The sequence below is a fragment of the Enterobacter sp. JJBC genome, assembly GCF_036936505.1.
GTDB classification, from domain to species: domain Bacteria; phylum Pseudomonadota; class Gammaproteobacteria; order Enterobacterales; family Enterobacteriaceae; genus Enterobacter; species Enterobacter hormaechei_C.
Map to the genome: position 1 here is coordinate 319,165 of NZ_CP136935.1, position 26,746 is coordinate 345,910.

Consider the following 26,746-nt stretch of genomic DNA (forward strand, 5'->3'; position numbering starts at 1 on the left):
GATCGTGCCGTAGTCGTAGGGCGGGTAAGCGCATGCGCCACCCGCCGTTTTTCAGACTTACTTAGTAATACGACCCTGAGCATCTTTCAGCGCGGCATCGACAGTCTGGCGACCGCTTGCAGCGTTGATGACCGCGGTACGGGTGGCGTACCAGAATGCAGCCATCTGAGGGATGTTCGGCATGATTTCGCCTTTCTGGGCGTTATCCATGGTGGCCGCAATACGTGGATCTTTCGCCAGCTGATCCTGGAAGGATTTCAGCGCAACGGCGCCCAGCGGTTTGTCCTTGTTCACTTCATCCAGACCCTGATCGGTCAGCAGGTAGTTTTCGAGGAACTCTTTCGCCAGCTCTTTGTTCGGGCTGGCGGCGTTGATGCCTGCGCTCAGCACGCCCACGAACGGTTTAGACGGTTTGCCGTTGAAGGTTGGCAGCAGGGTCACGCCGTAGTTGATTTTGCTCTTGTCGATGTTGGTCCAGGCCCACGGACCATTGATGGTCATCGCGGTTTCGCCTTTGTTGAACGCCGCTTCCGCGATGGAGTAGTCAGTATCCGCGTTCATGTGTTTGTTCTTAATCAGGTCAACCAGGAAGGTCAGACCTTTTTTCGCGCCCGCACTGTCCACGCCCACGTCTTTCACGTCATATTTGCCGTTTTCAAACTTGAACGCGTAGCCGCCGTCGGCAGCAATCAGCGGCCAGGTGAAATACGGTTCTTGCAGGTTGAACATCAGAGCGGATTTACCCTTCGCCTTCAGCTCTTTATCCAGAGCAGGGATCTCTTCCCAGGTTTTCGGTGGGTTTGGCACCAGGTCTTTGTTGTAAATCAGTGACAGGGCTTCAACCGCGATTGGGTAAGCGATCAGCTTGCCGTTATAGCGAACGGCGTCCCAGGTGAACGGGAACAGTTTGTCCTGGAAGGCTTTGTCTGGCGTAACTTCTGCCAGCAGGCCAGACTGCGCGTAGCCCCCGAAACGGTCATGCGCCCAGAAGATAATGTCCGGACCATCGCCCGTTGCCGCAACCTGCGGGAACTTCTCTTCCAGTTTGTCCGGGTGCTCTACGGTGACTTTGATACCGGTGTCTTTCTCAAATTTTTTGCCCACTTCGGCCAGACCGTTATAGCCCTTGTCGCCGTTAATCCAGATAACCAGCTTACCTTCTTCAATTTTGGCGAGAGCCGGTGCGGAAATCATCATTGCTGCGAGGGCGGACAATGCGAAAACGCGTGCGCCAGTCTTGATCTTCATATCTGCCATCCTTTATTGGTGATGTGCTCGTGGATACATAAGGTGGTTCAACGTGACTCAGTCTCCTTATTTGACATCCTCTTTCCATCCTCCCAGTCCCTACGCCCCACCCCCTGTTTGTGTGATCCCTGTAACATAAATTTAAGTTATGAGTGCTGGCGCACATAAAAACCCACTGAATTTTGCAGGCCGCTTCACGATTTTCGCCTCGGCCCCTCAGCTGCGGTCGCAGAGCCTGCTCTCTCATCCTCCCGCCTCCTCCCCCATAAAAAAGCCGGGGGGTGGAGGATTCACGAAAGTAATGGAACACGCATAGTGAACTTATCTTGAATGTTTCTGTCGGTGACAGGTTGTAACGAAGGGAGAAGGGCATGGCGAGCGTACAGCTGCGTAATGTAACGAAAGCCTGGGGCGACGTAGTGGTGTCAAAAGACATCAATCTGGACATCCACGAAGGTGAATTTGTGGTGTTCGTGGGTCCATCAGGCTGTGGTAAATCGACTCTGCTGCGTATGATTGCCGGTCTTGAAACCATCACCAGTGGCGATTTATTTATTGGTGATACCCGAATGAACGACATCCCACCAGCAGAACGCGGCGTGGGCATGGTGTTCCAGTCTTATGCGCTTTATCCGCATCTTTCCGTTGCCGAGAACATGTCCTTTGGCCTGAAGCTGGCCGGCGCGAAAAAAGAGACCATTAACCAGCGCGTCACCCAGGTGGCGGAAGTGCTTCAGCTGGCACATCTGCTGGAGCGTAAACCGAAGGCGCTCTCCGGCGGTCAGCGTCAGCGTGTGGCGATCGGCCGTACGCTGGTGGCCGAGCCGCGCGTGTTCCTGCTCGATGAACCTCTCTCTAACCTGGATGCCGCCCTGCGCGTCCAGATGCGTATCGAAATCTCCCGTCTGCACAAACGCCTTGGACGCACGATGATTTACGTCACCCACGATCAGGTCGAAGCGATGACGCTGGCCGACAAAATCGTGGTGCTGGATGCCGGTCGCGTGGCGCAGGTGGGCAAACCGCTGGAGTTGTATCACTACCCGGCAGACCGCTTTGTTGCGGGCTTTATTGGCTCGCCAAAGATGAACTTCCTGCCCGTAAAAGTGACCGCGACGGCAATCGAACAGGTACAGGTGGAGCTGCCAAACCGTCAGCAAGTCTGGCTGCCGGTCGACAGCGCCAACGTACAGGTGGGGGCCAATATGTCCCTCGGTATCCGCCCTGAGCATTTACTGCCGAGCCACATCGCTGATGTGACGCTGGAAGGTGAAGTTCAGGTCGTCGAACAGCTTGGTCACGAAACACAGATTCATATCCAGATCCCCGCCATCCGTCAGAACCTGGTCTACCGCCAGAATGACGTGGTGTTGGTAGAAGAGGGTGCCACATTCGCTATCGGTTTGCCGCCAGAGCGTTGCCATCTGTTCCGTGAGGATGGCACTGCATGTCGTCGGTTGCACAAAGAGCCAGGCGTTTAAGCATTCCAATTACAAAGAAAAGCAATGATCTCAGGAGATAGAATAATGATTACTCTGCGCAAAGTCCCTCTGGCTGTCGCCATTGCGGCAGGCATCCTGTCTGCCCAGGCGGGCGCCGTAGACTTTAAAGGTTATGCTCGTTCCGGCATTGGCTGGACCGGAAGTGGCGGTGAACAACAATGTTTCCAGGCAACAGGCGCACAAAGTAAATACCGTCTCGGTAACGAATGTGAAACCTACGCCGAACTGAAACTGGGCCAGGAAGTGTGGAAAGAAGGCGACAAGAGCTTCTATTTCGACACCAACGTAGCGTACTCCGTTTCTCAACAGAATGACTGGGAATCCACCAGCCCGGCCTTCCGTGAAGCTAACGTGCAGGGTAAAAACCTGATTGAATGGCTGCCAGGCTCTACCATCTGGGCCGGTAAGCGCTTCTATCAGCGTCATGACGTACACATGATCGACTTCTACTACTGGGATATCTCTGGTCCTGGTGCCGGTATTGAAAACATCGATCTGGGCTTTGGTAAACTCTCTCTGGCAGCGACCCGTTCTTCTGAGTCCGGCGGTTCTGCAACCTTCGCCGATCGTGATGCGAACGGCGACCGTATTTATGACAACGTGGTACCAAACGATGTCTTCGACGTCCGTTTAGCCGGTCTGGAAACCAACCCGGGCGGTACGCTGGAGCTGGGCGTTGACTACGGTCATACCAACATTCCTGACGACTACTATCTGCAACCTGGCGCCTCTAAAGATGGCTGGCTGTTCACCGCTGAACACACCCAGAGCATGATGAAAGGATTCAACAAGTTCGTACTGCAATACGGTACGGATTCCATGACCTCTAACGGTAAAGGTATTCCACAGGGCGGCAGCATCGATAACGACGGCTCTATGTGGCGCGTGCTGGACCACGGTGCAATCACCCTGGCAGACCGTTGGGACCTGATGTACGTCGGTATGTACCAGAACATCGATCGTGACAACAACAACGGTACCGAGTGGTGGACCGTGGGTGTTCGTCCAATGTTCAAATGGACGCCGATCATGAGCACCTTGCTGGAAGTGGGCTACGACAACGTTAAGTCTCAGAAAACTGACGACAAAAACAGCCAGTACAAAATCACCCTGGCACAGCAATGGCAGGCAGGCGACAGCATCTGGTCCCGTCCGGCTATCCGTGTCTTCGCAACCTACGCGAAGTGGGATGAGAAATGGGGCTATGCAAACAACGACTCAGGTGCAGGTTACACCTCTGGCGTAGCGTATAGCGACACCTCCGCGAAAACCTTCAGCCGTGGCGACAACGATGAGTGGACCTTCGGCGCCCAGATGGAAATCTGGTGGTAATTCGTCGAGCCTGACGTAATGACCTGAAAAGAGGGGCGTAAGCCCCTCTCTCCTTAGGGTGCTGCGCGCTATTGCCTGGCCACCGCAGTGCTCACGCTATCAGAGGTAATAACAATGAAAATGAAGAAAAGTCTCGTCGCGCTGTGCCTCTCTGCGGGGCTGTTGGCCTGTGCGCCTGCGCTCACCTATGCAGATGTGAATTTTGTTCCTCAAAATACCAGTGCTGCGCCAGCTATTCCGGCTGCGGCTCTTCAGCAACTGGTGTGGACGCCAGTTGATCAGTCGAAAACTCAAACCACGCAGCTTGCCGCTGGCGGTCAGTCGCTGAACGTGCCGGGTATCAGCGGTCCGGTTGCGGCTTTCAGCGTGCCGGCGAATATCGGCGAGCTGACCCTGACGTTAACCAGTGAAGTCAATAAACAGACCAGCGTCTTCGCGCCTAACGTGCTGATCCTCGATCAGAGCATGACGCCATCCGCATTCTTCCCAAGCGACTATTTCAGCTATCAGGAGCCTGGCGTCATGAGTGCCGATCGGCTGGAAGGCGTTATGCGCCTGACGCCAGCCCTGGGTCAGCAGAAGATTTATGTCCTGGTGTTCACGACTGAAAAAGATCTGCAACAGACAACGAAGCTGGTTGATCCGGCGAAAGCCTACGCAAAAGGCACCGGTAACGCTGTCCCGGATATCCCGGATCCGCATGCTCGCCATACTACCGACGGCATGATCAAGCTGAAAGTCTCCACCAACAGCGCCTCCAGCGTACTCGTAGGCCCGCTGTTTGGCTCATCTGGCCCGGGGCCGGTAACGGTGGGTAATACTGCCGCGCCTGTGTATGCCGCGCCAGCCGCAACACCGGCCGCGGCTCCGGCCCCGGCGAAAAAAGCCGAGCCGGTGCTTAACGATACTGAAACGTACTTTAACAACGCCATCAAGCAGGCAGTTAAAAACGGCGATGTCGATAAAGCGCTGAAACTGCTTGATGAAGCCGAGCGTTTAGGTTCAACCACTGCCCGTTCCACCTTTATCAGCAGTGTAAAAGGCAAGGGGTAACCGTCTCCCCACAGTGCTGATTTTGTTAGTCGTTTGGTGCGCCTTCGCGGGCGCACTTTTTTTGGCTAAGTTGCACCATTGTTGCGATAGTGATCGTTAAATTCTGTTTGTCCGCCCTCATTTTGCCAATCTGCGATACAATGCCTTTACGTTATGTATCGGAGAGTCTGGCATGTCACACCCCGCGCTAACGCAGCTGCGTGCGCTACGCTATTTCGACCAAATACCCGCGCTTAACCCGGAGCAACTGGACTGGCTGCTGCTGGAAGATTCCATGACAAAACGTTTTGAGCAACAGGGTAAAACGGTCACGGTGACGATGATTCAGGAAGGGTTTGTCTCGCCTGCGGAGATTGCCAGCGAGCTGCCGCTGCTGCCGCAGGAAGAACGCTACTGGCTGCGTGAAATTTTACTCTGTGCAGATGGCGAGCCGTGGCTTGCCGGGCGGACGGTGGTTCCTGAGTCTACACTTTCCGGGCCGGAGCTTGCATTGCAACGCCTCGGCAAAACGCCCCTGGGGCGCTATCTGTTCACCTCGTCTGAACTGACCCGTGATTTTATTGAAATTGGTTGCGATGCCGATTTGTGGGGGCGCCGTTCCCGCCTTCGTTTGAGTGGCAAGCCGTTAATACTGACGGAACTCTTTTTGCCTGCATCGCCGTTGTACTAAGAGGGAGAGAAAATGGAGTGGAGTCTGACGCAGAATAAGCTGCTGGCCTATCACCGCCTGATGCGTACTGATAAACCCATTGGCGCGCTGCTGCTACTGTGGCCGACCTTATGGGCGCTGTGGGTTGCCACGCCGGGCGTGCCGCCGTTGTGGATCCTGGCGGTGTTTGTGGCGGGTGTCTGGCTGATGCGCGCTGCGGGTTGTGTGGTCAACGACTATGCTGACCGGAAATTTGATGGACATGTTAAGCGCACCGCGAATCGTCCTCTGCCGAGCGGTCAGGTGACCGGGAAAGAGGCGCGCATTCTGTTTGTGGTGCTGGTGCTTCTCTCTTTCATGCTGGTGTTAACCCTTAACACCATGACCATTCTACTGTCCGTTGCGGCTCTGGCGCTGGCCTGGGTTTACCCGTTCATGAAGCGATACACCCATCTGCCGCAGGTGGTATTGGGTGCGGCATTTGGCTGGTCGATTCCCATGGCGTTTGCCGCGGTCAGCGAGTCCGTTCCGCTCAGCTGCTGGCTGATGTTCCTGGCGAATATTCTCTGGGCCGTTGCGTACGATACCCAATACGCGATGGTCGATCGCGATGACGATCTCAAGATTGGCATCAAATCGACGGCGATCCTGTTTGGTCGTCACGACAAGCTGATCATCGGCATATTACAGGTGGCGGTGCTGGCGCTGATGGTGGCGATTGGTCGCCTGAACGGGCTGAACTGGGAGTTTTACTGGTCCGTACTGGTGGCGGGGCTGCTGTTTGCGTATCAGCAGAAGCTGATCGCGAAGCGCGAGCGTGAAGCCTGCTTTAAAGCGTTTCTGAATAATAACTACGTCGGGCTGGTGCTGTTTCTGGGCCTGGCGATGAGTTACTGGTCATAAAAAAGCCGGGTGGCGGCTTCGCCTTACCCGGCCTACGATTTAGCGGAACATGTAGGCCGGGTAAGCGTTAGCGTCACCCGGCTTTAGCATCATTCGCCCTGCGTCGAACTCTCAATCGTTAAACGCACATCCGCGGTAATCAGCTCTGCCAGCATCTGGTAAACCTTCATCGTCTCTTCCGGCTCGGCATCGCCCGTATCGCTAATGTACCCTTCGTCGCGCAGCGTCAGCACCAGGGAGCTGAATACCGCTTTGTCGAAGAATTCCGGGGCGTTAATGCCATGCAGAACGGAGAGGCGCTGGGCCAGCGTCCGGCTCTCTTTTTCCAGCGTACCGCGGTTGATGGACGGATTTGCACTCAGCAACCAGAAGGTAATGGCGTAGCGCTGCAACGTCTCACGCGCACCGGAAGCCAGGAGCTGCAAGGTACGTGAACGTGACGGATTGATATGCAGTTCATCACTGATGGTAATCAGCCCCTGACGATGCATCTCTGCCGTCATTTTATCGAGCTCTGCCGCCAGTTCATCCTTACTCCAGCGCAGGAACAGCTCCGCTTTCAGCATCGGGTAGATGGCCTGAATATGGCGCAGCAGCTCCTGACGCGAAATACGGCGGTGCTGGGTAATAATGGCCGCCATCAGCGACGGCAGCATCAGCATGTGCGTGATGTTATTACGGTAGTAGGTCATCAGCACGGCCTGCTCGCGCGGCAGAATGATGATGTCACCAATCGTATCTTTCTCGACTTCGAACTTGTTCATCTGCAACGCGTGATCGATCAGCTCGCTGGCGGTGGCAGACGGCACGGTCGAATCCACGGAATACGGCACGTTGCGCATGATATCCAGGTAGCAGTCAATCTGCTCGGTCAGCTGTTCGCGGGTCAGTGAACGCTGGCGAGAGGCCAGAAGCGCAGTACAACACAGGTTCATGGCGTTTGCCGCACCAGCATTGTTGATGCGTACCATCAGCTCGGATGCAATGCCGTTGACCGTTGGCGTCAGCCAGGCCGGACGTACCGCTTCGATAGGATCGATAGACTCGCGCCACTCCGGAACATGATGGTTCAGATATGTCATCAGCGGCAGGGGCTCGCCAAAGTTCACGTATCCCTGGCCGAGGTTGCGCAATTTACTCAGCCCACGCAGCATCTGCGGCAGACTCTCTTTCTCTTTAGTCGCACCGCGCAGCTCTTTCGCGTAGGTGCCCACTTCCATCACGTGTTCATAACCGATGTAAATCGGCACCAGCGTGATAGGACGGGTACCGCCACGCAGCATGGCCTGAATGGTCATCGACAGCGTGCCGGTCTTTGGATCGAGCAGACGACCGGTACGCGAGCGACCGCCTTCAACAAAGTACTCCACAGAATAACCGCGGCTGAACAGCTCGCCCAGATACTCCCTGAAGACGGTGGAGTAAAGCTTGTTACCTTTAAAGGTACGACGAATGAAGAACGCACCCAGACGGCGGAAAATCGGGCCTGCTGGCCAGAAGTTCAGGTTGATACCGGCAGCAATATGCGGTGGCACCAACCCCTGGTGATAGAGCACGTAAGAGAGCAACAAGTAGTCCATGTGGCTGCGGTGGCAGGGCACATAGACAATCTCGTGGCCGTCGTGCGCTAACTGACGCACGCGTTCGGCGTTGTGGACGTTAATCCCCTGATAGAGGCGGTTCCACGTGAAGCCGAGGATACGGTCAGAGAGGCGAATCATCTCGTAGGAGAAGTTCGCGGCGATCTCTTCCATCAGCGCGATTGCGTTCTGCTGCGCTTTCTCGTGCGAAATTTTCTTGCTGCGCGCTTCGTCTTCTACGGCACGGGCAATCGCTTTGGAAGCCAGCAGCTTGTTGAACAGATCCTGACGTGCCGGGAGACGTGGTCCAACGGCCGCCAGACGCTGACGTGCAAAGTGCATACGCGCAACGCGCGCCAGCTTTTGCGCAATGATTTTGTCAGTGCCGTGTTCATCCGCCATGCGGCGCAGTGAAACGGAAGGTGAGAAGCGGACAAAACTGTCGCGTCCCAGCCAGGAGACGGCGAAAAACTTCTGAATGCCGTTGAGCATACGCAGCGGCGGGTTCTCTTCCCCTTTTTCGCGCCCCGGACGACGGCCAAACATCACCGACACCGGCACCATCTGCACGTCCAGATCGGGGTTGCTGCGGTGCAGATCGAGGTAATCATGGAACAGCTTAATGGACTCTTCTTTCGGCGTGTAATAGGTGAACACGCGCGGCCCGCCATGGATGAACACGTAGCGTGGCAGCAGCGTACCGTCGACTTCCAGCGGTTCAAGTGGGTCAGGTAAATCGTGCGCCAGACATTGAGCGCGAAGCGTCAGCAGGTCTGCCTTCGAGTTATAAGGCAAAACGTACATAATAGGGCGCGACGTATCGAGCCCTAATTCCAGCGCAGGTTCTGCTGGGATAGACTTACTTTTTACCAGGACGCTTAATGGTAAATTAAGTAATTTGTAGTAAATTCGTGGCCAGCCGGACATAAACGATGTAAAGCCTCTGGTTAATAATGCAATTGCGGCGCAAGGATAACAGAAAGCGCGCAAAATTTCTGTTGTTACCCGTCATACTTCAGGTTGCAGCAAAACGCGCTGCGGCTTTAGTTACAGACGCTATTTATCATAAAAGGTTCTTTTAATGGCCAATAATACCACTGGGTTAACTCGAATCATTAAAGCTGCCGGTTATTCATGGAAAGGTTTCCGCGCTGCATGGGTTAATGAAGCCGCTTTCCGCCAGGAGGCGGTTGCTGCAATCGTTGCCGTTGTCATCGCCTGCTTCCTTGATGTTGATGCTATCACCCGCGTACTGCTCATCGGATCTGTCTTTCTGGTGATGATAGTGGAAATTCTTAATAGCGCTATTGAGGCCGTTGTTGACCGAATCGGGTCGGAATTCCATGAATTGTCTGGCCGGGCGAAAGACATGGGTTCCGCTGCCGTACTGCTGGCGATTATCACTGCGGCGATCACCTGGGTCACGCTGCTTTGGTCGCATTTCCGATGAGCCTCGAGGAATAATTAAGTCCCTGGTTTTTTGTGCAGTTTTTGGTTCCAAAATCGCCTTTGACTGTATATACTCACAGCATAACTGTATATACACCCAGGGGGCGGTATGAAAGCGTTAACGACCAGGCAGCAAGAGGTGTTTGATCTCATTCGGGATCATATCGGCCAGACGGGTATGCCACCCACGCGTGCAGAAATTGCGCAGCGTCTGGGCTTCCGTTCTCCTAATGCTGCCGAAGAGCACCTTAAAGCGCTGGCGCGTAAGGGCGTGATTGAGATTGTTTCCGGCGCCTCACGCGGTATTCGTCTGCTGGTGGAAGAAGAGAGCGGTATTCCGCTGGTGGGTCGCGTAGCGGCAGGTGAACCTCTGCTGGCGCAGCAGCACATCGAAGGGCACTATCAGGTTGATCCAGGCATGTTCAAGCCGAGCGCCGATTTCCTGCTGCGCGTTAGCGGAATGTCCATGAAAGATATCGGTATTCTGGATGGCGATCTGCTGGCGGTACACAAAACGCAGGACGTGCGTAACGGGCAAGTCGTGGTGGCGCGCATTGATGATGAAGTGACGGTTAAGCGCCTGAAGAAACAAGGCAATACCGTGCAGCTTCTGCCTGAAAACAATGAATTCTCCCCGATTGTGGTGGATCTCCGCGAGCAGAGCTTCTCTATTGAAGGACTGGCGGTCGGCGTTATCCGCAACGGTGAATGGCTGTAATCTCTTCCTGACAGGCTGTAGTTCCTCTACAGCCTGGCCTGTTTTCTGATTCCGGTAATTTCCATGGCATTGCTAACTTCTGCCGATAAGGCGTTGTGGCGTCTTGCGCTACCGATGATTTTTTCCAATATTACCGTTCCTCTGCTTGGGCTGGTGGATACGGCGGTTATCGGGCATCTCGATTCGCCGATTTATCTCGGCGGCGTCGCGATCGGCGCAACGGCGACCAGCTTTCTCTTTATGCTGCTGCTTTTTCTGCGCATGAGTACGACGGGCCTGACGGCCCAGGCGTATGGTGCAAAAGATCCCCTGCGTCTGGCGCGTGCGCTGGTTCAGCCGCTCATTCTGGCGTTCGGTGCTGGCGCGTTAATCGTTCTGTTGCGTACGCCGCTGATTGATTTTGCGCTCCATATTGTGGGCGGCAGCGATGCCGTACTGGAACAGGCCCGGCGGTTCCTCGAAATTCGCTGGCTCAGCGCGCCCGCTTCACTGGCAAACCTGGTCCTGCTGGGCTGGCTGTTGGGCGTGCAGTACGCCCGCGCGCCGGTGATCCTGCTGGTGGTAGGCAACCTGCTTAACATTATGCTCGATCTGTGGCTGGTGATGGGGCTGCACATGAACGTCCGGGGCGCGGCGCTGGCCACGGCGATTGCCGAGTACGGTACGCTGCTAATTGGTTTGGGAATGGTCTGGCGCGTACTGGCGATGCGCGGTATCACCCTGGATCTGCTGAAATCGGCCTGGCGCGGCAACATTCGTAAGCTGCTGGCGCTTAATCGCGACATCATGCTCCGTTCGCTCCTGCTGCAACTCTGCTTTGGCGCCTTAACCGTTTTTGGTGCGCGTCTTGGGCCTGAAATCGTCGCAGTCAACGCAGTGCTCATGACGTTACTGACCTTTACCGCTTACGCGCTGGATGGTTTTGCTTACGCCGTCGAGGCGCATTCAGGGCAGGCCTATGGCGCGCGTGAAAGCGGCCAGTTACGTGAGGTCTGGCGTGCTGCCTGTCGTCAGGCGGGCCTGGTGGCGCTGGCCTTTGCTCTGGTATACGCCTGTTTTGGTGAGCATATTGTCGCGCTACTCACCTCGTTGCCCGCGCTACGTGAGCTGGCCGATCGCTACATCCTCTGGCAGGTAGTATTACCGGTGGTGGGTGTGTGGTGCTATTTGCTGGACGGCATGTTTATTGGTGCGACGCGAGGGGCGGAGATGCGCAACAGCATGGCCGTCGCGGCGGCGGGGTTTGGCCTGACGCTGCTGACCCTGCCGTATCTCGGCAATCATGGTCTGTGGCTGGCGCTGGCGGTGTTTCTCTCACTGCGTGGCCTTTCGCTGGCCGTTATCTGGCATCGTCACTGGCGAAACAATACCTGGTTTCCAGCCCCGCACGATATATCGTAACGGTTAAAGATTCCGAATATAAAAACAACTACCGAATCCTTAACTACAATAATAATCACGTCCAGCAGAAAAGAACGTAGCGGGCGATACTCATAGACGCTTAACACGAGGACACGATGATGAATAAAGACGAAATCGGCGGCAACTGGAAGCAATTCAAAGGTAAAGCGAAAGAACAGTGGGGTAAGCTGACAGATGACGATATGACCGTCATTGAAGGTAAGCGCGATCAGCTGGTAGGTAAAATCCAGGAGCGCTACGGTTACGAAAAAGATCAGGCGGAAAACGAAGTCAAAGACTGGGAAACCCGTAACGACTACCGCTGGTAACCGGTACTATCCCCAAGGGCGGCCCTGAGCCGCCTTTTTCTTTGGCTTTAACGCGGCTTTTTCTTCACCAGGATAGAGTGATCGTGCTGACAGTCATCCTGATGACGGCATGACTCCACCTCCACGCAGGCAGAACATAAGCCGTGGGCTTCAATCACGTTATGTCGCAGCGCAAAGCCCATTCTGGCTGCCAGCGTATGCATAATATCTTCCACACCTTCCGCACACTCTTCCTTCACCACACCACAGCGATCGCAGATAAACATGGCGGACGTGTGAGTTGGCTGGTCAAAAAGATGGCACAGCACATAGCTGTTTGTTGATTCCACTTTATGCACAAATCCTTGCTCCAGCAGAAAATCCAGCGCCCGATAAACGGTCGGCGGTTTTGCCTGCGGCTCGCTTTCACGCAGCAGATCGAGCAGATCGTAGGCGCTGATGGCGCCCTGTTGCAGGCTCATCAGACGCAGTACCTCAAGGCGCTGCGGGGTCAGGCGCACATTGCGTTGCGCGCACAGCTTTTCAGCTTGCGCTAACAGCTCTTTTGTGGACTTGTCCATCGGGCACCTCGGATGTGGTAAGGGGTGAAAACTCTCACTTTATCATGTTCTGCTAAAAACACCGAGATCCGCCAGGCTGTGCTATACCTGACGCATCGCAAATCAGGAGATCGCAAAATGAAAAGACCTGACTGTATTCGGCACTGGCGGGACGTGGAAGGCGCTGATGACGCAACGTATCCTGACAGCAACGAACGTTTTTCTATTGGCGCGCCGCTGGCCCGCAAACTGGGTCTCGGCCGCATTGGTATTCACCATGAACGGCTGCCGCCCGGACGCCGCACATCTTATCCGCATGCGGAAAGCGACGAAGAGGAGTTTGTTTACGTTCTGGAGGGTTACCCTGAGGCCTGGATCAATGGCTATTTATGGAAGCTCGAACCCGGAGACAGCGTGGGATTTCCAGCCGGGACGGGCGTGTGTCACACCTTTATCAACAATACCGATGAAGAGGTGCGCTTACTGGTGGTGGGTGAGGCCAATAAAAAACATAACCGTATCTACTATCCGCTCAATCCGGTGTATGCCGCGACGCGCGAAGACCGCTGGGTCGACCATCCGCCTCAGTTTTTTGGGCCGCACGATGGAAAACCTGGGCGAAAATAATTTCCTCTTCTATAAATATTGATGGTCGTCACATATTACAACAGGCCGGGATGGAATTTAACTTAAGGAAATAGCGGGTCTTTTTGCACTTATTCACAGCAATAGTTCGTTCCTGTTTGGGTGATAACAGACAGGGTTAACTAATAACAAACTATTTACGAGCACACTGTGAAAAAACATTTTAAATTTTCGATGGTTAGCATCGCTGTCTCCTTTTTTATGGCAAATCAGGCGGGAGCAGCCAATACCTGGACGGAATCACGCAGCGACGCAATGGGTGGCACCGGCGTTGCGGCTGGGAACTATGGCAGTGCAGTGTTGATAAACCCGGCGCTGCTGGCAAAGGCAAGGCCGGACGACGATGTCACGGTTATTCTGCCGTCCATTGGCGCTCAAATTTCGGATAAGGACAATCTGCGCGATAAGATTGATGATATCAGCGACGACGTCAGCAAATATCGCAGCACGCTGGATAATATCAATTTCGTCGATCTCTTCATTCCCACGAGTCCGGCCTCCCGGAACGTCTCAGCCGCCGCTGGCGATCTTGGTAATCAACTGGATTCTCTGAAAGGAAAAACAGCCAGCGGTAAAGCGGGTGCCGGGATTGCTGTCAGTATTCCTAATGACGTGTTATCCGTAGCATTCGTTGCAAAAGCGAATGCGCGTGCACGCGTGAGTTCCTATATCGATCAGGGCGATATTGACACATTGCGCGGTATTGAGGCCGTTCCAGCCACCGCGTTAGCGGTAACTCCGAATGATTTGAAGTCAAAAGGTTTTGGTCGCGCGGCGATCGTTTCGGACTATGGTGTGGCGGTGGCGCGTCAGTTTGACATTAGCGGCGTACCGGTCTCCGTAGGTATCACGCCAAAGCTGCAAAAAACCTGGCTCTATAACTATACGGTTTCCATCTACAACTTCGACAGCGGCGATATCAATAGTAGTCGCTATCGTAATGATGATACTGGTTTTAACGTTGATGCCGGTCTTGCTGCTGACTTCGGCGATAACTGGACCGTTGGTTTAACCGGACAAAATCTCTTTTCCCGGGATATCGACACGAAGAAAGTGGATGGCGTGCGTGATACTTATCAAATCAGTCCTGTAGTGACCGCCGGTGCTGCCTGGCACAACGACCTGGTGACGCTGACCGCCGATGGCGATCTGACCGAAACCAAAGGCTTCAAGAGCGAAGATACGTCGCAGTACGTGGGTGTCGGTGCCGAGTTGACGCCGCTGAGCTGGCTGGCGGTGCGTGCGGGTTATCGTGCCGACGTGAAGGGTAACGACAGCAATGTCTTTACCGGCGGTGTCGGTTTCGCGCCGTTCAACGCCGTCCACGTTGACCTGATGGGGCTTTATGGCGAAGACGAGACCTGGGGCGCAGGGGCACAGTTGAGTATGACGTTCTAAAGTCCGCCGGAGGCGCTGCGCCTCCGGCTTTTCTTTGTGCTATAGTAGCGCCCCTTTTCCACCAGATGCTTAAAACTTCGCCATGTCGTCAGAATTCCAGACCGTTTTCCCTGCACACCGTTTCTCCATTGCGCCAATGCTCGACTGGACGGACAGACACTGCCGCTATTTCCTGCGCCAGCTCTCCCGCCATACGCTGCTGTACACCGAAATGGTCACTACCGGCGCAATTATTCATGGCAAGGGCGATTATCTGGCGTACAGCGAAGAGGAGCATCCGGTTGCGCTGCAACTGGGTGGCAGCGATCCGGCTGCGCTGGCGCAGTGCGCGAAGCTGGCTGAAGAACGCGGCTATGACGAGATTAACCTCAACGTCGGTTGCCCGTCCGACCGTGTGCAAAACGGTATGTTCGGCGCGTGTCTGATGGGTAATGCACACCTGGTGGCGGACTGCATCAAAGCGATGCGCGACGTCGTCTCTATCCCGGTCACGGTCAAAACCCGTATCGGCATAGACGACCAGGACAGCTATGAGTTTCTGTGTGATTTCATCAACACCGTATCAGGGAAGGGTGAATGCGAGATGTTTATCATCCACGCCCGTAAAGCCTGGCTCTCTGGCCTCAGCCCGAAAGAAAACCGCGAGATCCCGCCGCTGGACTACCCGCGCGTGTACCAGCTGAAACGCGACTTCCCACACCTGACCATGTCGATCAATGGCGGTATTAAGTCGCTGGACGAGGCCAAAGCGCACCTCGAACATATGGATGGCGTGATGGTCGGACGCGAGGCGTATCAGAATCCGGGCATTCTGGCGACGGTTGACCGGGAAATCTTTGGCGTTGAGGGTGCTGACACCGATCCCGTGGCCGTAGTGCGCGCCATGTATCCGTACATTGAGCGCGAGCTGAGTCATGGTACGTATCTGGGCCACATTACCCGCCATATGCTTGGCCTGTTCCAGGGCATTCCTGGTGCGCGCCAGTGGCGTCGTTATCTCAGCGAGAACGCGCATAAAGCCGGTGCGGATATTGAGGTACTGGAACACGCGCTGCGTCTGGTTGCGGATAAACGTTAAATTTCGCTAAAAGATGGTCAAATACGCCACGCCCTGCAACACATTGCGGGGCGTTTTGCTTTCAGAACAACAACTTATTTTTGGCATGATTCTTGTAACGATCGCAGCATCATTCGGGAACTCGTGGGAGAGCACCATGCTTGAACTACTTTTTGTGATTGGTTTCTTTATCATGCTGATGGTCACGGGCGTGTCGCTGCTCGGTATCCTGGCCGCGCTCGTTGTGGCCACGGTGGTGATGTTTGTCGGCGGTTTATTTGCCCTGACGATTAAACTCTTGCCGTGGTTACTTCTGGCGATTGCGGTGGTATGGGCCATACGGGCGATTAAATCACCAAAACTGCCCAGTTATCAGCGTAATAACCGCTTCCGTTACTAAGGTATTGAGGGGTACGTCACATACCTGCAACTTTTCCGGCAGCAATCCTTAGAACAGAATAGGATTTACTTATCGAATCTGTCACTATGGCTGCCGCTAAAGAATTCATCGAGCTGTACCCTACATACAGCCGAACTAAAAAAAGAAAGGGCTTCCCACGGGAAGCCCAATTTCTTTTTATGGCTCAGGGAATTAACAGACTCGACCCCTGCGTTGCCCGGCTCTCCAGCACCTCATGCGCACGTTGCGCATCGGTCAGCGGATATTTCTGCGCCTCTGCCACATCCACTTTAATCACCCCGCTGGCGATCAGCGAGAACAGCTCGTTGCTGGCTTCCTCAAGTTCTTCCCGGTTGGTGATGTAACCTTGCAGGGAAGGGCGAGTGACGTACAGTGATCCTTTCTGATTCAGAATGCCCAGGTTCACCCCGGTGACAGCCCCGGAGGCGTTACCGAAGCTCACCATCAGCCCGCGACGTTGCAGGCAGTCCAGCGAAGATTCCCAGGTGTCTTTCCCCACCGAGTCATACACCACGCGGACCTTTTTGCCGCCAGTGATCTCTTTTAGCCGCTCAACGATGCTCTCTTCCCGGTAGTTGATCACCTGCCATGCGCCCGCGTCCAGCGCACGCTGCGCTTTTTGCGCGCTGCCTGTGGTGCCGATCAGCTTCGCGCCCAGGGCTTTCGCCCACTGGCAGGCAATCAGCCCCACGCCACCTGCGGCTGCGTGAAACAGGAATTGCTCGTCAGGCTTAATTTCGTAGGTTTTACGCAGCAGATAATAGACCGTCAGCCCTTTCAGGAATGAGGCGGCAGCCTGCTCGAAGCCGATCGCATTTGGCAGAAGCGCCGCTTTCTCGGCCGGAACGTTATGGATGGAGCTGTAAGCGCCCAGCGCCGACTGCGCGTACACCACGCGATCGCCTTCCTTAATGTGCTTAACCGCGCTGCCCACTTTGCTGACGATGCCGGCCGCCTCGGTGCCCAGCCCGCTCGGCATCGACGGAGGCGGATAGAGGCCGCCGCGAATATAGGTATCGATGTAGTTAATGCCGATAGCTTTGTTTTCCACCTGGATTTCGTTCTCGCCAGGCGCAGCGGGGGTAAATTCCACCGCTTTGAGTACGTCAGGGCCACCATGCTTGTGAAATTCAATACGTGTTGCCATGCTTCCTCCAGAATGTGGTAATCTTTCGACCCACTCTTTATCTCGGTAACTCCATTCACTATGGCAGGAAACAAACCCTTCAACAAACAGACTGAACCTCGTGAGCGTGATTATCAGGTCGCCGGGTTAAAAGTCCCGCCGCACTCGATTGAAGCGGAACAGTCGGTGTTGGGCGGTTTAATGCTGGATAACGAACGCTGGGACGACGTCGCCGAGCGCGTTGTCGCGGAAGACTTCTATACCCGCCCGCACCGCCACATCTTTACGGAAATGGCGCGTTTGCAGGAGTCGGGCAGCCCGATCGACCTGATTACGCTCGCAGAATCGCTGGAGCGTCTGGGACAGCTCGACAGCGTCGGCGGATTTGCCTATCTGGCAGAACTGTCAAAAAACACGCCAAGTGCCGCGAACATCAGCGCTTACGCTGATATCGTTCGTGAACGTGCCGTTGTCCGCGAGATGATCTCGGTGGCGAATGAGATCGCCGAGGCCGGTTTCGATCCCCAGGGGCGCACCAGCGAAGATCTGCTCGACCTGGCGGAATCCCGCGTCTTTAAAATCGCCGAAAGCCGTGCGAATAAAGACGAAGGCCCGAAAAACATCGCCGATGTGCTCGACGCCACCGTTGCACGTATTGAGCAGCTTTTCCAGCAGCCGCACGATGGCGTGACGGGGGTGAACACCGGTTATGACGATCTCAACAAGAAAACGGCAGGTCTTCAGCCGTCGGATTTGATTATCGTGGCCGCACGTCCGTCGATGGGTAAAACGACATTTGCAATGAACCTCGTCGAAAACGCGGCGATGTTGCAGGATAAGCCGGTGCTTATCTTCAGTCTGGAGATGCCCTCTGAACAGATCATGATGCGTTCTCTAGCGTCCCTGTCGCGCGTGGATCAGACCCGCATCCGTACCGGTCAGCTGGACGATGAGGACTGGGCGCGGATCTCCGGCACCATGGGGATTTTGCTGGAAAAACGGAACATCTATATTGATGACTCCTCCGGCCTGACGCCGACGGAAGTGCGCTCCCGCGCGCGCCGTATCGCCCGTGAACACGGTGGCATCGGTCTCATCATGATCGACTACCTTCAGCTGATGCGCGTTCCGTCGCTTTCCGACAACCGTACGCTGGAGATTGCCGAGATTTCGCGCTCGCTTAAGGCGTTAGCCAAAGAGCTGCACGTGCCGGTGGTGGCGCTGTCGCAGCTTAACCGCTCTCTGGAACAACGTGCAGACAAGCGCCCGGTCAACTCCGACCTGCGTGAATCCGGCTCCATCGAGCAGGATGCCGACTTAATCATGTTCATCTATCGTGATGAGGTTTATCACGAGAACAGCGACCTGAAAGGGATCGCCGAAATTATTATTGGTAAGCAACGTAACGGCCCCATCGGTACGGTACGTCTGACCTTTAACGGCCAGTGGTCGCGTTTCGACAACTATGCCGGTCCTCAATATGATGATGAGTAATTTCTAAGGAATTCAAATGCAAGCGGCAACTGTTGTTATTAACCGCCGCGCTCTGCGACACAACCTGCAACGTCTGCGAGAACTGGCGCCCGCCAGTAAGCTCGTTGCAGTCGTGAAAGCGAACGCTTACGGACACGGTCTTCTTGAGACCGCGCGAACGCTCCCCGATGCCGACGCTTTTGGCGTCGCCCGTCTCGAAGAAGCTCTCCGCCTGCGCGCAGGTGGAATTACGCAACCGATTCTGCTCCTCGAAGGCTTTTTTGAAGCCTCGGACCTGCCGACCATTGCCGATCAGCACCTGCACACGGCGGTGCATAACGAAGAACAGCTGGCCGCGCTGGAAACGGCCGAACTGAGCGAACCGGTCACCGTCTGGATGAAGCTCGACACGGGCATGCACCGTCTGGGCGTGCGGCCGGAAAGCGCGGAGGCGTTTTATCAGCGTCTGTGTCAGTGCAAAAATGTGCGTCAGCCGGTAAACATCGTCAGCCACTTTGCCCGCGCCGATGAGCCTGAATGCGGCGCAACGGAACAGCAGCTTGATATCTTCAACACCTTCTGCGAAGGCAAACCGGGGATGCGCTCGATCGCGGCATCCGGCGGTATTCTGCTGTGGCCGCAGTCGCACTTCGACTGGGCGCGTCCGGGCATCATTCTTTACGGCGTATCGCCACTGGAGCACAAACCCTGGGGGCCGGACTTTGGCTTTAAGCCGGTGATGTCGCTGGTTTCAAAGCTGATTGCCGTGCGTGAGCACAAAGCGGGAGAGCCGGTAGGTTACGGCGGCACCTGGATCAGCGAGCGCGATACCCGTCTTGGCGTGGTGGCGATGGGCTACGGTGACGGCTATCCCCGCGCCGCACCAACGGGCACGCCGGTGCTGGTCAACGGTCGTGAAGTGAAGATTGTCGGCCGCGTGGCGATGGACATGATTTGTGTTGATCTGGGGCCCGACGCGCAGGATAAAGCGGGGGACGATGCGGTGATGTGGGGCGAAGGCCTGCCGGTAGAACGTATTGCTGAAATAACAAAAGTGAGTGCTTACGAACTTATCACGCGTCTTACCTCAAGGGTCGCGATGAAATACGTCGACTAAGCATGAGCGGGATGCGGTGCATCCCGCTTCTGTTAACATCCCCTCGATCTTCTTCCGCTTCCGGTTTATTGTTGAATTCCCTGCCTCATAATAATCCGGAGAACATCGCGTGTTTCAGAAAGTAGACGCCTACGCCGGCGACCCTATCCTCTCCTTGATGGAGCGTTTCAAAGAAGATCCTCGCAGCGACAAAGTGAACCTCAGCATTGGTCTTTACTACAACGAAGACGGCATCATTCCTCAGTTGAAAGCCGTTGCTGAAGCTGAAGCGCGTCTTAACGCAACCCCGCACGGTGCTTCGCTTTATCTGCCGATGGAAGGATTAAACACCTACCGCAACACTATCGCGCCGCTGCTGTTTGGTGCGGACCACGCGGTGCTCGCGCAAAAGCGCGTAGCGACTATCCAGACGCTGGGTGGCTCGGGTGCGCTGAAGGTAGGCGCAGATTTCCTGAAAAAGTACTTCCCGGATTCCGGCGTGTGGGTCAGCGACCCGACGTGGGAAAACCACGTTGCGATCTTCGAGGGCGCGGGCTTTAAGGTTGAAACCTATCCGTGGTTCGACAGCGAAACGAACGGCGTGCGCGTTGATGCGCTGCTGGAAAAACTGAACACCCTGCCGGAGCGCAGCATCGTATTGCTGCATCCGTGCTGCCATAACCCGACGGGTGCGGACCTCACCAATGCCCAGTGGGATGCGGTGATCGAGATACTGAAGGCGCGTAACCTGATCCCGTTCCTCGACATCGCCTATCAGGGCTTTGGCGCGGGCATGGAGGAAGACGCCTACGCCATTCGCGCGATTGCCAGCGCGGGGCTTCCCGCTCTGGTCAGCAACTCCTTCTCAAAAATCTTCTCCCTGTACGGCGAGCGCGTTGGCGGTCTGTCCGTGGTGTGTGAAGACGCTGAAGCGGCGGGCCGCGTGCTGGGCCAGCTTAAAGCGACGGTCCGCCGTATCTACTCCAGCCCGCCGAACTTTGGTGCGCAGGTGGTGGCGACAGTTCTCGGTGACGAAACACTGAAAGCCACCTGGCTTGCGGAAGTGGAAGCGATGCGTAAGCGCATCCTGTCGATGCGTCAGGAGCTGGTTAACGTCCTGAAAGAGGCCGTGCCTGGGCATAACTTTGATTATCTTCTCAAGCAGCGCGGGATGTTCAGCTACACCGGACTGAGCGCAGCGCAGGTCGATCGCCTGCGTGAAGAGTTCGGTGTCTACCTGATCGCCAGCGGCCGTATGTGCGTGGCGGGTCTGAATGCCAGCAACGTCCAGCGCGTGGCGCAGGCGTTTGCAGCTGTGATGTAAGTACTCACTACTTATTATCTCCCTCTCCCTGTGGGAGAGGGCTGGGGTGAGGGCATCAGGCCGCAGAAAATCTTGCCCGGTGGCGGCTGCGCCTTACCGGGCCTACATCACTCATCCACACTTTGTGATCGTCTTCTTTTTATTCCGCTTCATAAGTAAAAACTCCTTTCCTTCCCCTCCCGCTGGGGTTATGGTCGGATAGTTTTTTGACCATCCGCTCAAAATAAAAAGATAACAAACTGAATATTCAGGGGAAAATATGCGCAAGATCACACTGGCGCTCAGCGCCGCCTGCTTATTGTTCTCGCTTAATAGTACCGTTGTTGCGCGGGCTTCTGCACCCACGCCGCTTTACACCGGCACCACCGCCGCCATTCTTGCCGAACAGGCCCCCATTCACTGGGTTTCAGTGGCACAAATTGAAAACAGCCTGACGGGTCGCCCGCCGATGGCCGTGGGCTTCGATATTGACGATACCGTTCTCTTCTCCAGCCCCGGTTTCTGGCGCGGCAAAAAAACGTACTCCCCGGACAGCGAAGCCTATCTGAAAAACCCGGAATTCTGGGAAAAGATGAACAACAGCTGGGATGAGTTCAGTATCCCGAAAGAGGTTGCCCGCGCGCTGATCGCCATGCACGTAAAGCGCGGCGACAGCATTTACTTCGTGACCGGACGTAGCCAGACCAAAACCGAAACCGTCTCGAAAACGCTACAGGATGATTTTCTGATCCCGGCGGCCAGCATGAATCCGGTCATTTTTGCCGGGGACCAGGAAGGGCAAAACACCAAAACCCAGTGGCTGGAAAAGAAAAATATCAAAGTGTTCTACGGGGATTCAGATAACGACATCACCGCGGCGCACGACGTGGGAGCCAGAGGTATCAGGGTGTTACGCGCCTCGAACTCCACCTACCGACCGCTGCCGATGGCCGGAAAATTTGGTGAAGAGGTGATCGTTAACTCTGAATACTGATGCATTAACGGCGGGGTGAATGCTTTTTTAAGCAAATCTCGCTGCGCGGGTTTTACCTTTCGCTTTCTTGCTGCACACTTAGAAAGATTCACCTTTCATAATGGAGCAACACATGTGGTATCAACAGACCCTGACCTTAAGCGCAAAACCACGCGGATTTCACCTTGTGACGGACGAAGTCATCGGGCAAATCCGCGACCTGTCGCGCGTCAAAACGGGTTTGCTGCATCTGCTGCTTCAGCACACGTCTGCTTCTCTCACGCTCAATGAAAATTGCGATCCCACCGTCCGGTCTGACATGGAGCGGCATTTTCTGAAAACCGTCCCGGATAACGCCCCGTATGAGCATGATTACGAGGGGGCGGATGATATGCCCTCACACATCAAATCCTCTTTGCTGGGCGTCTCGCTGATGCTGCCGGTCCACAACGGACGGCTACTGCTGGGAACGTGGCAGGGGATCTGGCTGGGAGAACATCGCATTCACGGTGGTTCGCGTAAAATTATCGCAACGCTACAAGGGGAATAAAGATGACAATTTCGGAGATACTTCAGTACTGCATGAGCAAGCCGGGCGCAGAACAGAGCGTTCACAGCGACTGGAAAGCCACGCAGATCAAAGTGGGGGATGTGTTGTTCGCGATGGTGAAAGAGGTGGATGCGCGGCCAGCGGCATCACTGAAAACCAGTCCTGAACTGGCCGACTTACTGCGCCAGCAGCACGATGATGTCAGGCCTAGCAAGCATCTGAATAAAGCACACTGGAGTACGGTGTTTCTCGACGGCTCGCTGCCAGATTCGCAAATTTACTACCTGGTAGATGCGTCGTATCAACAGGCGGTAGAACTGCTGCCGGAAACGATCCGACAGCAGCTCTCCGTGTAACGATTACAGCAACGGTTTGAGGAAGCGCGCGGTGTGCGAGGCTTCGCACTCTGCAACGGTCTCTGGCGTACCGGAGACGAGGATTTCACCGCCGCCGCTGCCGCCTTCCGGGCCGAGATCGACAATCCAGTCCGCGGTTTTAATCACGTCCAGGTTGTGCTCAATCACCACGATGGTGTTGCCCTGATCGCGCAGCTGGTGCAGCACGTCCAGCAGCTGCTGGATATCCGCAAAATGCAGGCCGGTGGTCGGCTCATCCAGAATGTACAGCGTCTGACCGGTACCGCGTTTAGACAGCTCACGCGCCAGCTTCACGCGCTGCGCTTCACCACCGGACAGCGTTGTCGCTGACTGCCCCAGACGGATATAGGTCAGACCCACATCCATCAGGGTTTGCAGCTTACGCGCCAGCGCAGGGACGGCGTCAAAGAACTCGCGCGCCTCTTCGATGGTCATATCCAGCACTTCGTGGATGGTCTTGCCTTTGTACTTAATCTCCAGCGTTTCACGGTTATAGCGCTTGCCTTTGCACTGGTCGCACGGCACGTAGATATCCGGCAGGAAGTGCATCTCAACCTTGATTACGCCGTCGCCCTGGCACGCTTCACAGCGTCCGCCGCGCACGTTAAAGCTGAAACGTCCTGGCGTGTAGCCGCGCGAACGCGCTTCCGGCACGCCGGCAAAGAGTTCACGTACGGGCGTAAAGACGCCGGTATAGGTCGCCGGGTTGGAACGCGGCGTACGGCCAATCGGGCTCTGGTCGATGTCGATAACCTTGTCGAAATGCTCCAGCCCCTGAATGTCGCGGTACGGTGCAGGTTCAGCCAGCGTCGCGCCGTTCAGCGCAGTCTGCGCAATCGGGAACAGCGTATCGTTGATCAGCGTCGATTTACCGGAACCGGACACGCCGGTGATGCAGGTGAACAGCCCGACAGGCAGCGTCAGGGTCACGTCCTTCAGGTTGTTGCCGCGCGCCCCGGTTAGCTTCAGCACTTTTTCCGGGTTCGCCGCCACGCGCTGTTTTGGTACTTCAATTTTGCGCTTGCCGCTCATGTACTGGCCGGTCAGCGACTCGGGCACCGCCATAATGTCTTTCAGCGTCCCTTCTGCCACCACCTGTCCGCCGTGCACGCCAGCGCCCGGGCCGATGTCGATCACGTGGTCAGCGGCGCGAATGGCGTCTTCGTCGTGCTCAACCACAATCACAGTGTTGCCAAGGTTACGCAGGTGAACCAGCGTGCCGAGCAGGCGTTCGTTGTCGCGCTGGTGTAGGCCGATAGACGGCTCATCCAGCACGTACATCACGCCGACTAAGCCTGCGCCAATCTGGCTCGCCAGACGGATACGCTGGGCTTCACCGCCGGAGAGCGTTTCAGCCGAGCGGGAAAGCGTCAGGTAGTTCAGGCCAACGTTCACGAGGAACTTGAGGCGATCGCCGATCTCTTTCAGCACTTTTTCAGCGATTTTCGCGCGCTGGCCGGAGAGCTTCAGGTTGTTGAAGAAGTCCATCGCGTGGCCGATGCTCATGTCTGAGATGGTCGGCAGCGCCGTGTTTTCGACAAACACGTGACGCGCTTCGCGGCGCAGGCGCGTGCCCTCGCAGGTGGCGCAGGAGCGGTTGCTGATGAACTTCGCCAGCTCCTCACGCACCGCGCTGGATTCGGTCTCTTTGTAGCGGCGCTCCATGTTGTGCAGCACCCCTTCGAACGGGTGGCGACGCACGGAAGTGTCACCGCGATCGTTCATGTACTTGAACTCAATGTTCTCTTTGCCGGAACCGAACAGGATCACTTTATGTACGTTCGCGCTCAGGCTGGCCCACGGGGCTTCAACGTCGAACTTGTAGTGCTCCGCCAGCGACTTCAGCATCTGGAAGTAATAGAAGTTACGCTTGTCCCAGCCGCGAATGGCGCCACCCGCCAGCGACAGCTCCGGATTCTGGATCACGCGATCAGGGTCGAAATACTGCTGAACGCCCAAGCCGTCACAGGTCGGGCACGCGCCCGCCGGGTTGTTGAACGAGAACAGGCGCGGTTCCAGCTCGCGCATGCTGTAGCCGCAAATCGGGCAGGCAAAGTTGGCGGAGAAGAGCAGCTCTTCCGCTTTTGCATCGTCCATGTCTGACACCACCGCCGTGCCGCCCGACAGTTCCAGCGCCGTTTCAAAGGATTCCGCCAGACGCGTCGCCAGATCTTCACGGACCTTAAACCGGTCAATCACCACTTCGATGGTGTGTTTCTTTTGCAGCTCCAGCTTTGGCGGATCGGACAGGTCACACACTTCGCCGTCGATACGGGCGCGGATATAGCCCTGGCTTGCCAGATTTTCCAGCGTTTTAGTATGTTCGCCCTTACGCTCTTTAATGATCGGCGCCAGCAGCATCAGGCGTTTGCCTTCCGGCTGCGACAGCACGTTATCCACCATCTGGCTGACGGTCTGGGCCGCCAGCGGAACGTCGTGATCCGGGCAGCGCGGCTCGCCCACGCGCGCATACAGCAGACGCAGGTAGTCATGGATTTCGGTAATGGTACCGACCGTGGATCGCGGGTTATGCGACGTGGATTTCTGCTCAATGGAGATAGCAGGAGACAACCCTTCAATGTGGTCGACATCCGGTTTTTCCATCAGCGACAGGAACTGACGCGCGTACGCCGAGAGCGATTCAACGTAACGACGCTGTCCTTCGGCATACAAAGTGTCGAAAGCCAGTGAGGATTTGCCAGACCCCGAAAGCCCGGTCACGACGATGAGTTTGTCGCGAGGGATTATGAGGTTGATATTCTTGAGATTGTGGGTGCGGGCGCCCCGAACTTCGATCTTATCCATTCACCTTTCCCGGTTGGAACACGGATTGCCTGATTTGTTTGAAGGACAAACGGCTGTCAGAAACGGCTAATTATGACACAAAATGACCTGTTTGAATATACAGTATTGGAATGCATTTTCTGATTCACTGTGTAACAATGTCGAGTCCGCGAGAGAACTCTGGAACATGCTACGCAACTATCAAAGTGTCGCATGGAAATGGTACACTCGCGCGTTTACACTATTAAGAAACGTATTCAGGAGACACGAACATGGCCAGCAGAGGCGTAAACAAGGTGATTCTCGTCGGTAATCTGGGCCAGGACCCGGAAGTACGCTACATGCCGAGTGGTGGCGCAGTTGCCAACATTACGCTGGCTACATCCGAATCCTGGCGTGATAAAGCGACCGGTGAAATGAAAGAGCAGACCGAATGGCACCGCGTTGTGCTGTTTGGCAAACTGGCTGAAGTGGCCGGTGAGTATCTGCGTAAAGGCTCTCAGGTTTACATTGAAGGCCAACTGCGTACCCGCAAATGGACCGATCAATCCGGTCAGGAAAAATACACCACGGAAGTGGTGGTGAATGTTGGCGGCACCATGCAGATGCTGGGTGGCCGTCAGGGCGGCGGCGCACCGGCAGGTGGCGGCCAGCAGCAGGGCGGTTGGGGCCAGCCTCAGCAGCCGCAGGGCGGCAATCAGTTTAGCGGCGGCGCGCAGTCCCGTCCGCAGCAGCAGTCTGCTCCGGCACCGTCTAACGAACCGCCAATGGATTTCGACGACGATATCCCGTTCTGATATCCAGACGCGTGAAACACAAAAAACCCAGATAATGTCTGGG

At 55.7% G+C, this 26,746-nt stretch carries 25 protein-coding genes; 20 read left to right on the forward strand and 5 right to left on the reverse strand.

What is annotated here, in order from left to right:
• Positions 1-57: 57 nt before the first annotated feature.
• On the reverse strand, positions 58-1,248 hold the full coding sequence (gene malE, locus RY075_RS01540; protein ID WP_003860330.1) for a maltose/maltodextrin ABC transporter substrate-binding protein MalE: 1,191 nt from the start codon (positions 1,246-1,248) through the stop codon (positions 58-60).
• 371 nt (positions 1,249-1,619) lie between these two features.
• On the opposite strand from malE, the gene malK reads away from it, so the two are divergent.
• From malK to ubiA, 5 genes are all read left to right on the forward strand, one after another.
• The gene (malK, locus tag RY075_RS01545) at positions 1,620-2,729 is read left to right on the forward strand and encodes a maltose/maltodextrin ABC transporter ATP-binding protein MalK (protein WP_003860329.1); all 1,110 of its coding nucleotides are present in this window, start codon (positions 1,620-1,622) and stop codon (positions 2,727-2,729) included.
• Between the two features lie 42 nt (positions 2,730-2,771).
• Complete coding sequence (locus RY075_RS01550; RefSeq protein WP_026080558.1) at positions 2,772-4,082, forward strand: maltoporin; 1,311 nt, start codon at positions 2,772-2,774, stop codon at positions 4,080-4,082.
• A 114-nt stretch (positions 4,083-4,196) separates the two neighbouring features.
• The gene (malM, locus tag RY075_RS01555; protein WP_058674764.1) at positions 4,197-5,135 is read left to right on the forward strand and encodes a maltose operon protein MalM; all 939 of its coding nucleotides are present in this window, start codon (positions 4,197-4,199) and stop codon (positions 5,133-5,135) included.
• 172 nt (positions 5,136-5,307) lie between these two features.
• A complete protein-coding gene (ubiC, locus tag RY075_RS01560; protein WP_003860326.1) occupies positions 5,308-5,805 on the forward strand; it encodes a chorismate lyase in 498 nt (165 codons plus the stop codon).
• A gap of 12 nt (positions 5,806-5,817) precedes the next feature.
• Positions 5,818-6,687, forward strand: coding sequence for a 4-hydroxybenzoate octaprenyltransferase (gene ubiA / locus RY075_RS01565; protein WP_023315219.1), 870 nt, complete (start codon positions 5,818-5,820; stop codon positions 6,685-6,687).
• A gap of 89 nt (positions 6,688-6,776) precedes the next feature.
• On the opposite strand, the gene plsB is transcribed toward ubiA, so the two are convergent.
• A complete protein-coding gene (gene plsB / locus RY075_RS01570) occupies positions 6,777-9,194 on the reverse strand; it encodes a glycerol-3-phosphate 1-O-acyltransferase PlsB (RefSeq protein WP_058674763.1) in 2,418 nt (805 codons plus the stop codon).
• 154 nt (positions 9,195-9,348) lie between these two features.
• Here plsB and RY075_RS01575 point away from each other — a divergent pair, with 154 nt between their 5' ends.
• The 4 genes from RY075_RS01575 to RY075_RS01590 all read left to right on the forward strand — a co-directional run bounded on the left by RY075_RS01575 (position 9,349) and on the right by RY075_RS01590 (position 12,164).
• The gene (locus RY075_RS01575) at positions 9,349-9,717 is read left to right on the forward strand and encodes a diacylglycerol kinase (RefSeq protein ID WP_003860321.1); all 369 of its coding nucleotides are present in this window, start codon (positions 9,349-9,351) and stop codon (positions 9,715-9,717) included.
• A gap of 108 nt (positions 9,718-9,825) precedes the next feature.
• Positions 9,826-10,434, forward strand: coding sequence for a transcriptional repressor LexA (gene lexA / locus RY075_RS01580; RefSeq protein ID WP_003860318.1), 609 nt, complete (start codon positions 9,826-9,828; stop codon positions 10,432-10,434).
• A 63-nt stretch (positions 10,435-10,497) separates the two neighbouring features.
• The gene (dinF, locus tag RY075_RS01585) at positions 10,498-11,835 is read left to right on the forward strand and encodes an MATE family efflux transporter DinF (protein ID WP_032661154.1); all 1,338 of its coding nucleotides are present in this window, start codon (positions 10,498-10,500) and stop codon (positions 11,833-11,835) included.
• A 119-nt stretch (positions 11,836-11,954) separates the two neighbouring features.
• On the forward strand, positions 11,955-12,164 hold the full coding sequence (locus RY075_RS01590) for a CsbD family protein (RefSeq protein WP_003860314.1): 210 nt from the start codon (positions 11,955-11,957) through the stop codon (positions 12,162-12,164).
• A gap of 47 nt (positions 12,165-12,211) precedes the next feature.
• Here RY075_RS01590 and zur read toward each other — a convergent pair whose 3' ends face one another.
• The gene (gene zur, locus RY075_RS01595) at positions 12,212-12,724 is read right to left on the reverse strand and encodes a zinc uptake transcriptional repressor Zur (protein ID WP_003860309.1); all 513 of its coding nucleotides are present in this window, start codon (positions 12,722-12,724) and stop codon (positions 12,212-12,214) included.
• 117 nt (positions 12,725-12,841) lie between these two features.
• On the opposite strand from zur, the gene RY075_RS01600 reads away from it, so the two are divergent.
• The 4 genes from RY075_RS01600 to pspG all read left to right on the forward strand — a co-directional run bounded on the left by RY075_RS01600 (position 12,842) and on the right by pspG (position 16,203).
• Positions 12,842-13,330 (forward strand): cupin domain-containing protein, encoded by a 489-nt coding sequence (locus RY075_RS01600; protein ID WP_003860307.1) that lies wholly within the window; start codon positions 12,842-12,844, stop codon positions 13,328-13,330.
• Between the two features lie 168 nt (positions 13,331-13,498).
• On the forward strand, positions 13,499-14,746 hold the full coding sequence (locus RY075_RS01605) for a conjugal transfer protein TraF (protein ID WP_109948760.1): 1,248 nt from the start codon (positions 13,499-13,501) through the stop codon (positions 14,744-14,746).
• An 82-nt stretch (positions 14,747-14,828) separates the two neighbouring features.
• Entirely contained in the window at positions 14,829-15,824 is a 996-nt protein-coding gene (dusA, locus tag RY075_RS01610; protein ID WP_032661163.1) for a tRNA dihydrouridine(20/20a) synthase DusA, read from the forward strand.
• A 136-nt stretch (positions 15,825-15,960) separates the two neighbouring features.
• Positions 15,961-16,203 carry an envelope stress response protein PspG gene (gene pspG, locus RY075_RS01615; RefSeq protein WP_003860302.1) on the forward strand — a complete coding sequence of 81 codons (243 nt, stop codon included), beginning with the start codon at positions 15,961-15,963 and terminating at the stop codon, positions 16,201-16,203.
• Between the two features lie 184 nt (positions 16,204-16,387).
• Here the strand turns inward: pspG and RY075_RS01620 are convergent, their stop codons facing one another.
• A complete protein-coding gene (locus tag RY075_RS01620; protein ID WP_003860300.1) occupies positions 16,388-17,371 on the reverse strand; it encodes a quinone oxidoreductase in 984 nt (327 codons plus the stop codon).
• 60 nt (positions 17,372-17,431) lie between these two features.
• On the opposite strand from RY075_RS01620, the gene dnaB reads away from it, so the two are divergent.
• The 6 genes from dnaB (at position 17,432) to RY075_RS01650 (ending at position 23,101) form a co-directional block, all read left to right on the forward strand.
• A complete protein-coding gene (dnaB, locus tag RY075_RS01625; RefSeq protein ID WP_003860298.1) occupies positions 17,432-18,844 on the forward strand; it encodes a replicative DNA helicase in 1,413 nt (470 codons plus the stop codon).
• 16 nt (positions 18,845-18,860) lie between these two features.
• On the forward strand, positions 18,861-19,940 hold the full coding sequence (gene alr / locus RY075_RS01630) for an alanine racemase (RefSeq protein WP_023324011.1): 1,080 nt from the start codon (positions 18,861-18,863) through the stop codon (positions 19,938-19,940).
• Between the two features lie 109 nt (positions 19,941-20,049).
• Complete coding sequence (gene tyrB, locus RY075_RS01635; protein WP_022650225.1) at positions 20,050-21,243, forward strand: aromatic amino acid transaminase; 1,194 nt, start codon at positions 20,050-20,052, stop codon at positions 21,241-21,243.
• Positions 21,244-21,502: 259 nt separating this feature from the next.
• Entirely contained in the window at positions 21,503-22,216 is a 714-nt protein-coding gene (aphA, locus tag RY075_RS01640; protein ID WP_109948761.1) for an acid phosphatase AphA, read from the forward strand.
• Between the two features lie 112 nt (positions 22,217-22,328).
• On the forward strand, positions 22,329-22,745 hold the full coding sequence (locus tag RY075_RS01645) for a secondary thiamine-phosphate synthase enzyme YjbQ (protein ID WP_022650227.1): 417 nt from the start codon (positions 22,329-22,331) through the stop codon (positions 22,743-22,745).
• Positions 22,746-22,747: 2 nt separating this feature from the next.
• A complete protein-coding gene (locus RY075_RS01650; RefSeq protein WP_003860288.1) occupies positions 22,748-23,101 on the forward strand; it encodes an MmcQ/YjbR family DNA-binding protein in 354 nt (117 codons plus the stop codon).
• Positions 23,102-23,104: 3 nt separating this feature from the next.
• On the opposite strand, the gene uvrA is transcribed toward RY075_RS01650, so the two are convergent.
• The gene (gene uvrA, locus RY075_RS01655; RefSeq protein WP_003860287.1) at positions 23,105-25,927 is read right to left on the reverse strand and encodes an excinuclease ABC subunit UvrA; all 2,823 of its coding nucleotides are present in this window, start codon (positions 25,925-25,927) and stop codon (positions 23,105-23,107) included.
• A gap of 251 nt (positions 25,928-26,178) precedes the next feature.
• Between uvrA and ssb1 the strand changes: the two genes are divergently transcribed.
• Positions 26,179-26,703 (forward strand): single-stranded DNA-binding protein SSB1, encoded by a 525-nt coding sequence (ssb1, locus tag RY075_RS01660; RefSeq protein ID WP_003860284.1) that lies wholly within the window; start codon positions 26,179-26,181, stop codon positions 26,701-26,703.
• Positions 26,704-26,746: the final 43 nt, after the last annotated feature.

Excerpts from the sequence above, each read along its gene's own strand:
- malE (WP_003860330.1), bottom strand. The coding sequence starts at position 1,248 with ATGAAGATCAAGACTGGCGCACGCGTTTTCGCATTGTCCGCCCTCGCA.
- malK (WP_003860329.1), top strand. The coding sequence starts at position 1,620 with ATGGCGAGCGTACAGCTGCGTAATGTAACGAAAGCCTGGGGCGACGTA.
- malM (WP_058674764.1), top strand. The coding sequence starts at position 4,197 with ATGAAAATGAAGAAAAGTCTCGTCGCGCTGTGCCTCTCTGCGGGGCTG.
- ubiC (WP_003860326.1), top strand. The coding sequence starts at position 5,308 with ATGTCACACCCCGCGCTAACGCAGCTGCGTGCGCTACGCTATTTCGAC.
- ubiA (WP_023315219.1), top strand. The coding sequence starts at position 5,818 with ATGGAGTGGAGTCTGACGCAGAATAAGCTGCTGGCCTATCACCGCCTG.
- plsB (WP_058674763.1), bottom strand. The coding sequence starts at position 9,194 with ATGTCCGGCTGGCCACGAATTTACTACAAATTACTTAATTTACCATTA.
- RY075_RS01575 (WP_003860321.1), top strand. The coding sequence starts at position 9,349 with ATGGCCAATAATACCACTGGGTTAACTCGAATCATTAAAGCTGCCGGT.
- lexA (WP_003860318.1), top strand. The coding sequence starts at position 9,826 with ATGAAAGCGTTAACGACCAGGCAGCAAGAGGTGTTTGATCTCATTCGG.
- dinF (WP_032661154.1), top strand. The coding sequence starts at position 10,498 with ATGGCATTGCTAACTTCTGCCGATAAGGCGTTGTGGCGTCTTGCGCTA.
- RY075_RS01590 (WP_003860314.1), top strand. The coding sequence starts at position 11,955 with ATGAATAAAGACGAAATCGGCGGCAACTGGAAGCAATTCAAAGGTAAA.
- zur (WP_003860309.1), bottom strand. The coding sequence starts at position 12,724 with ATGGACAAGTCCACAAAAGAGCTGTTAGCGCAAGCTGAAAAGCTGTGC.
- RY075_RS01600 (WP_003860307.1), top strand. The coding sequence starts at position 12,842 with ATGAAAAGACCTGACTGTATTCGGCACTGGCGGGACGTGGAAGGCGCT.
- dusA (WP_032661163.1), top strand. The coding sequence starts at position 14,829 with ATGTCGTCAGAATTCCAGACCGTTTTCCCTGCACACCGTTTCTCCATT.
- pspG (WP_003860302.1), top strand. The coding sequence starts at position 15,961 with ATGCTTGAACTACTTTTTGTGATTGGTTTCTTTATCATGCTGATGGTC.
- RY075_RS01620 (WP_003860300.1), bottom strand. The coding sequence starts at position 17,371 with ATGGCAACACGTATTGAATTTCACAAGCATGGTGGCCCTGACGTACTC.
- dnaB (WP_003860298.1), top strand. The coding sequence starts at position 17,432 with ATGGCAGGAAACAAACCCTTCAACAAACAGACTGAACCTCGTGAGCGT.
- alr (WP_023324011.1), top strand. The coding sequence starts at position 18,861 with ATGCAAGCGGCAACTGTTGTTATTAACCGCCGCGCTCTGCGACACAAC.
- aphA (WP_109948761.1), top strand. The coding sequence starts at position 21,503 with ATGCGCAAGATCACACTGGCGCTCAGCGCCGCCTGCTTATTGTTCTCG.
- RY075_RS01645 (WP_022650227.1), top strand. The coding sequence starts at position 22,329 with ATGTGGTATCAACAGACCCTGACCTTAAGCGCAAAACCACGCGGATTT.
- RY075_RS01650 (WP_003860288.1), top strand. The coding sequence starts at position 22,748 with ATGACAATTTCGGAGATACTTCAGTACTGCATGAGCAAGCCGGGCGCA.
- uvrA (WP_003860287.1), bottom strand. The coding sequence starts at position 25,927 with ATGGATAAGATCGAAGTTCGGGGCGCCCGCACCCACAATCTCAAGAAT.
- ssb1 (WP_003860284.1), top strand. The coding sequence starts at position 26,179 with ATGGCCAGCAGAGGCGTAAACAAGGTGATTCTCGTCGGTAATCTGGGC.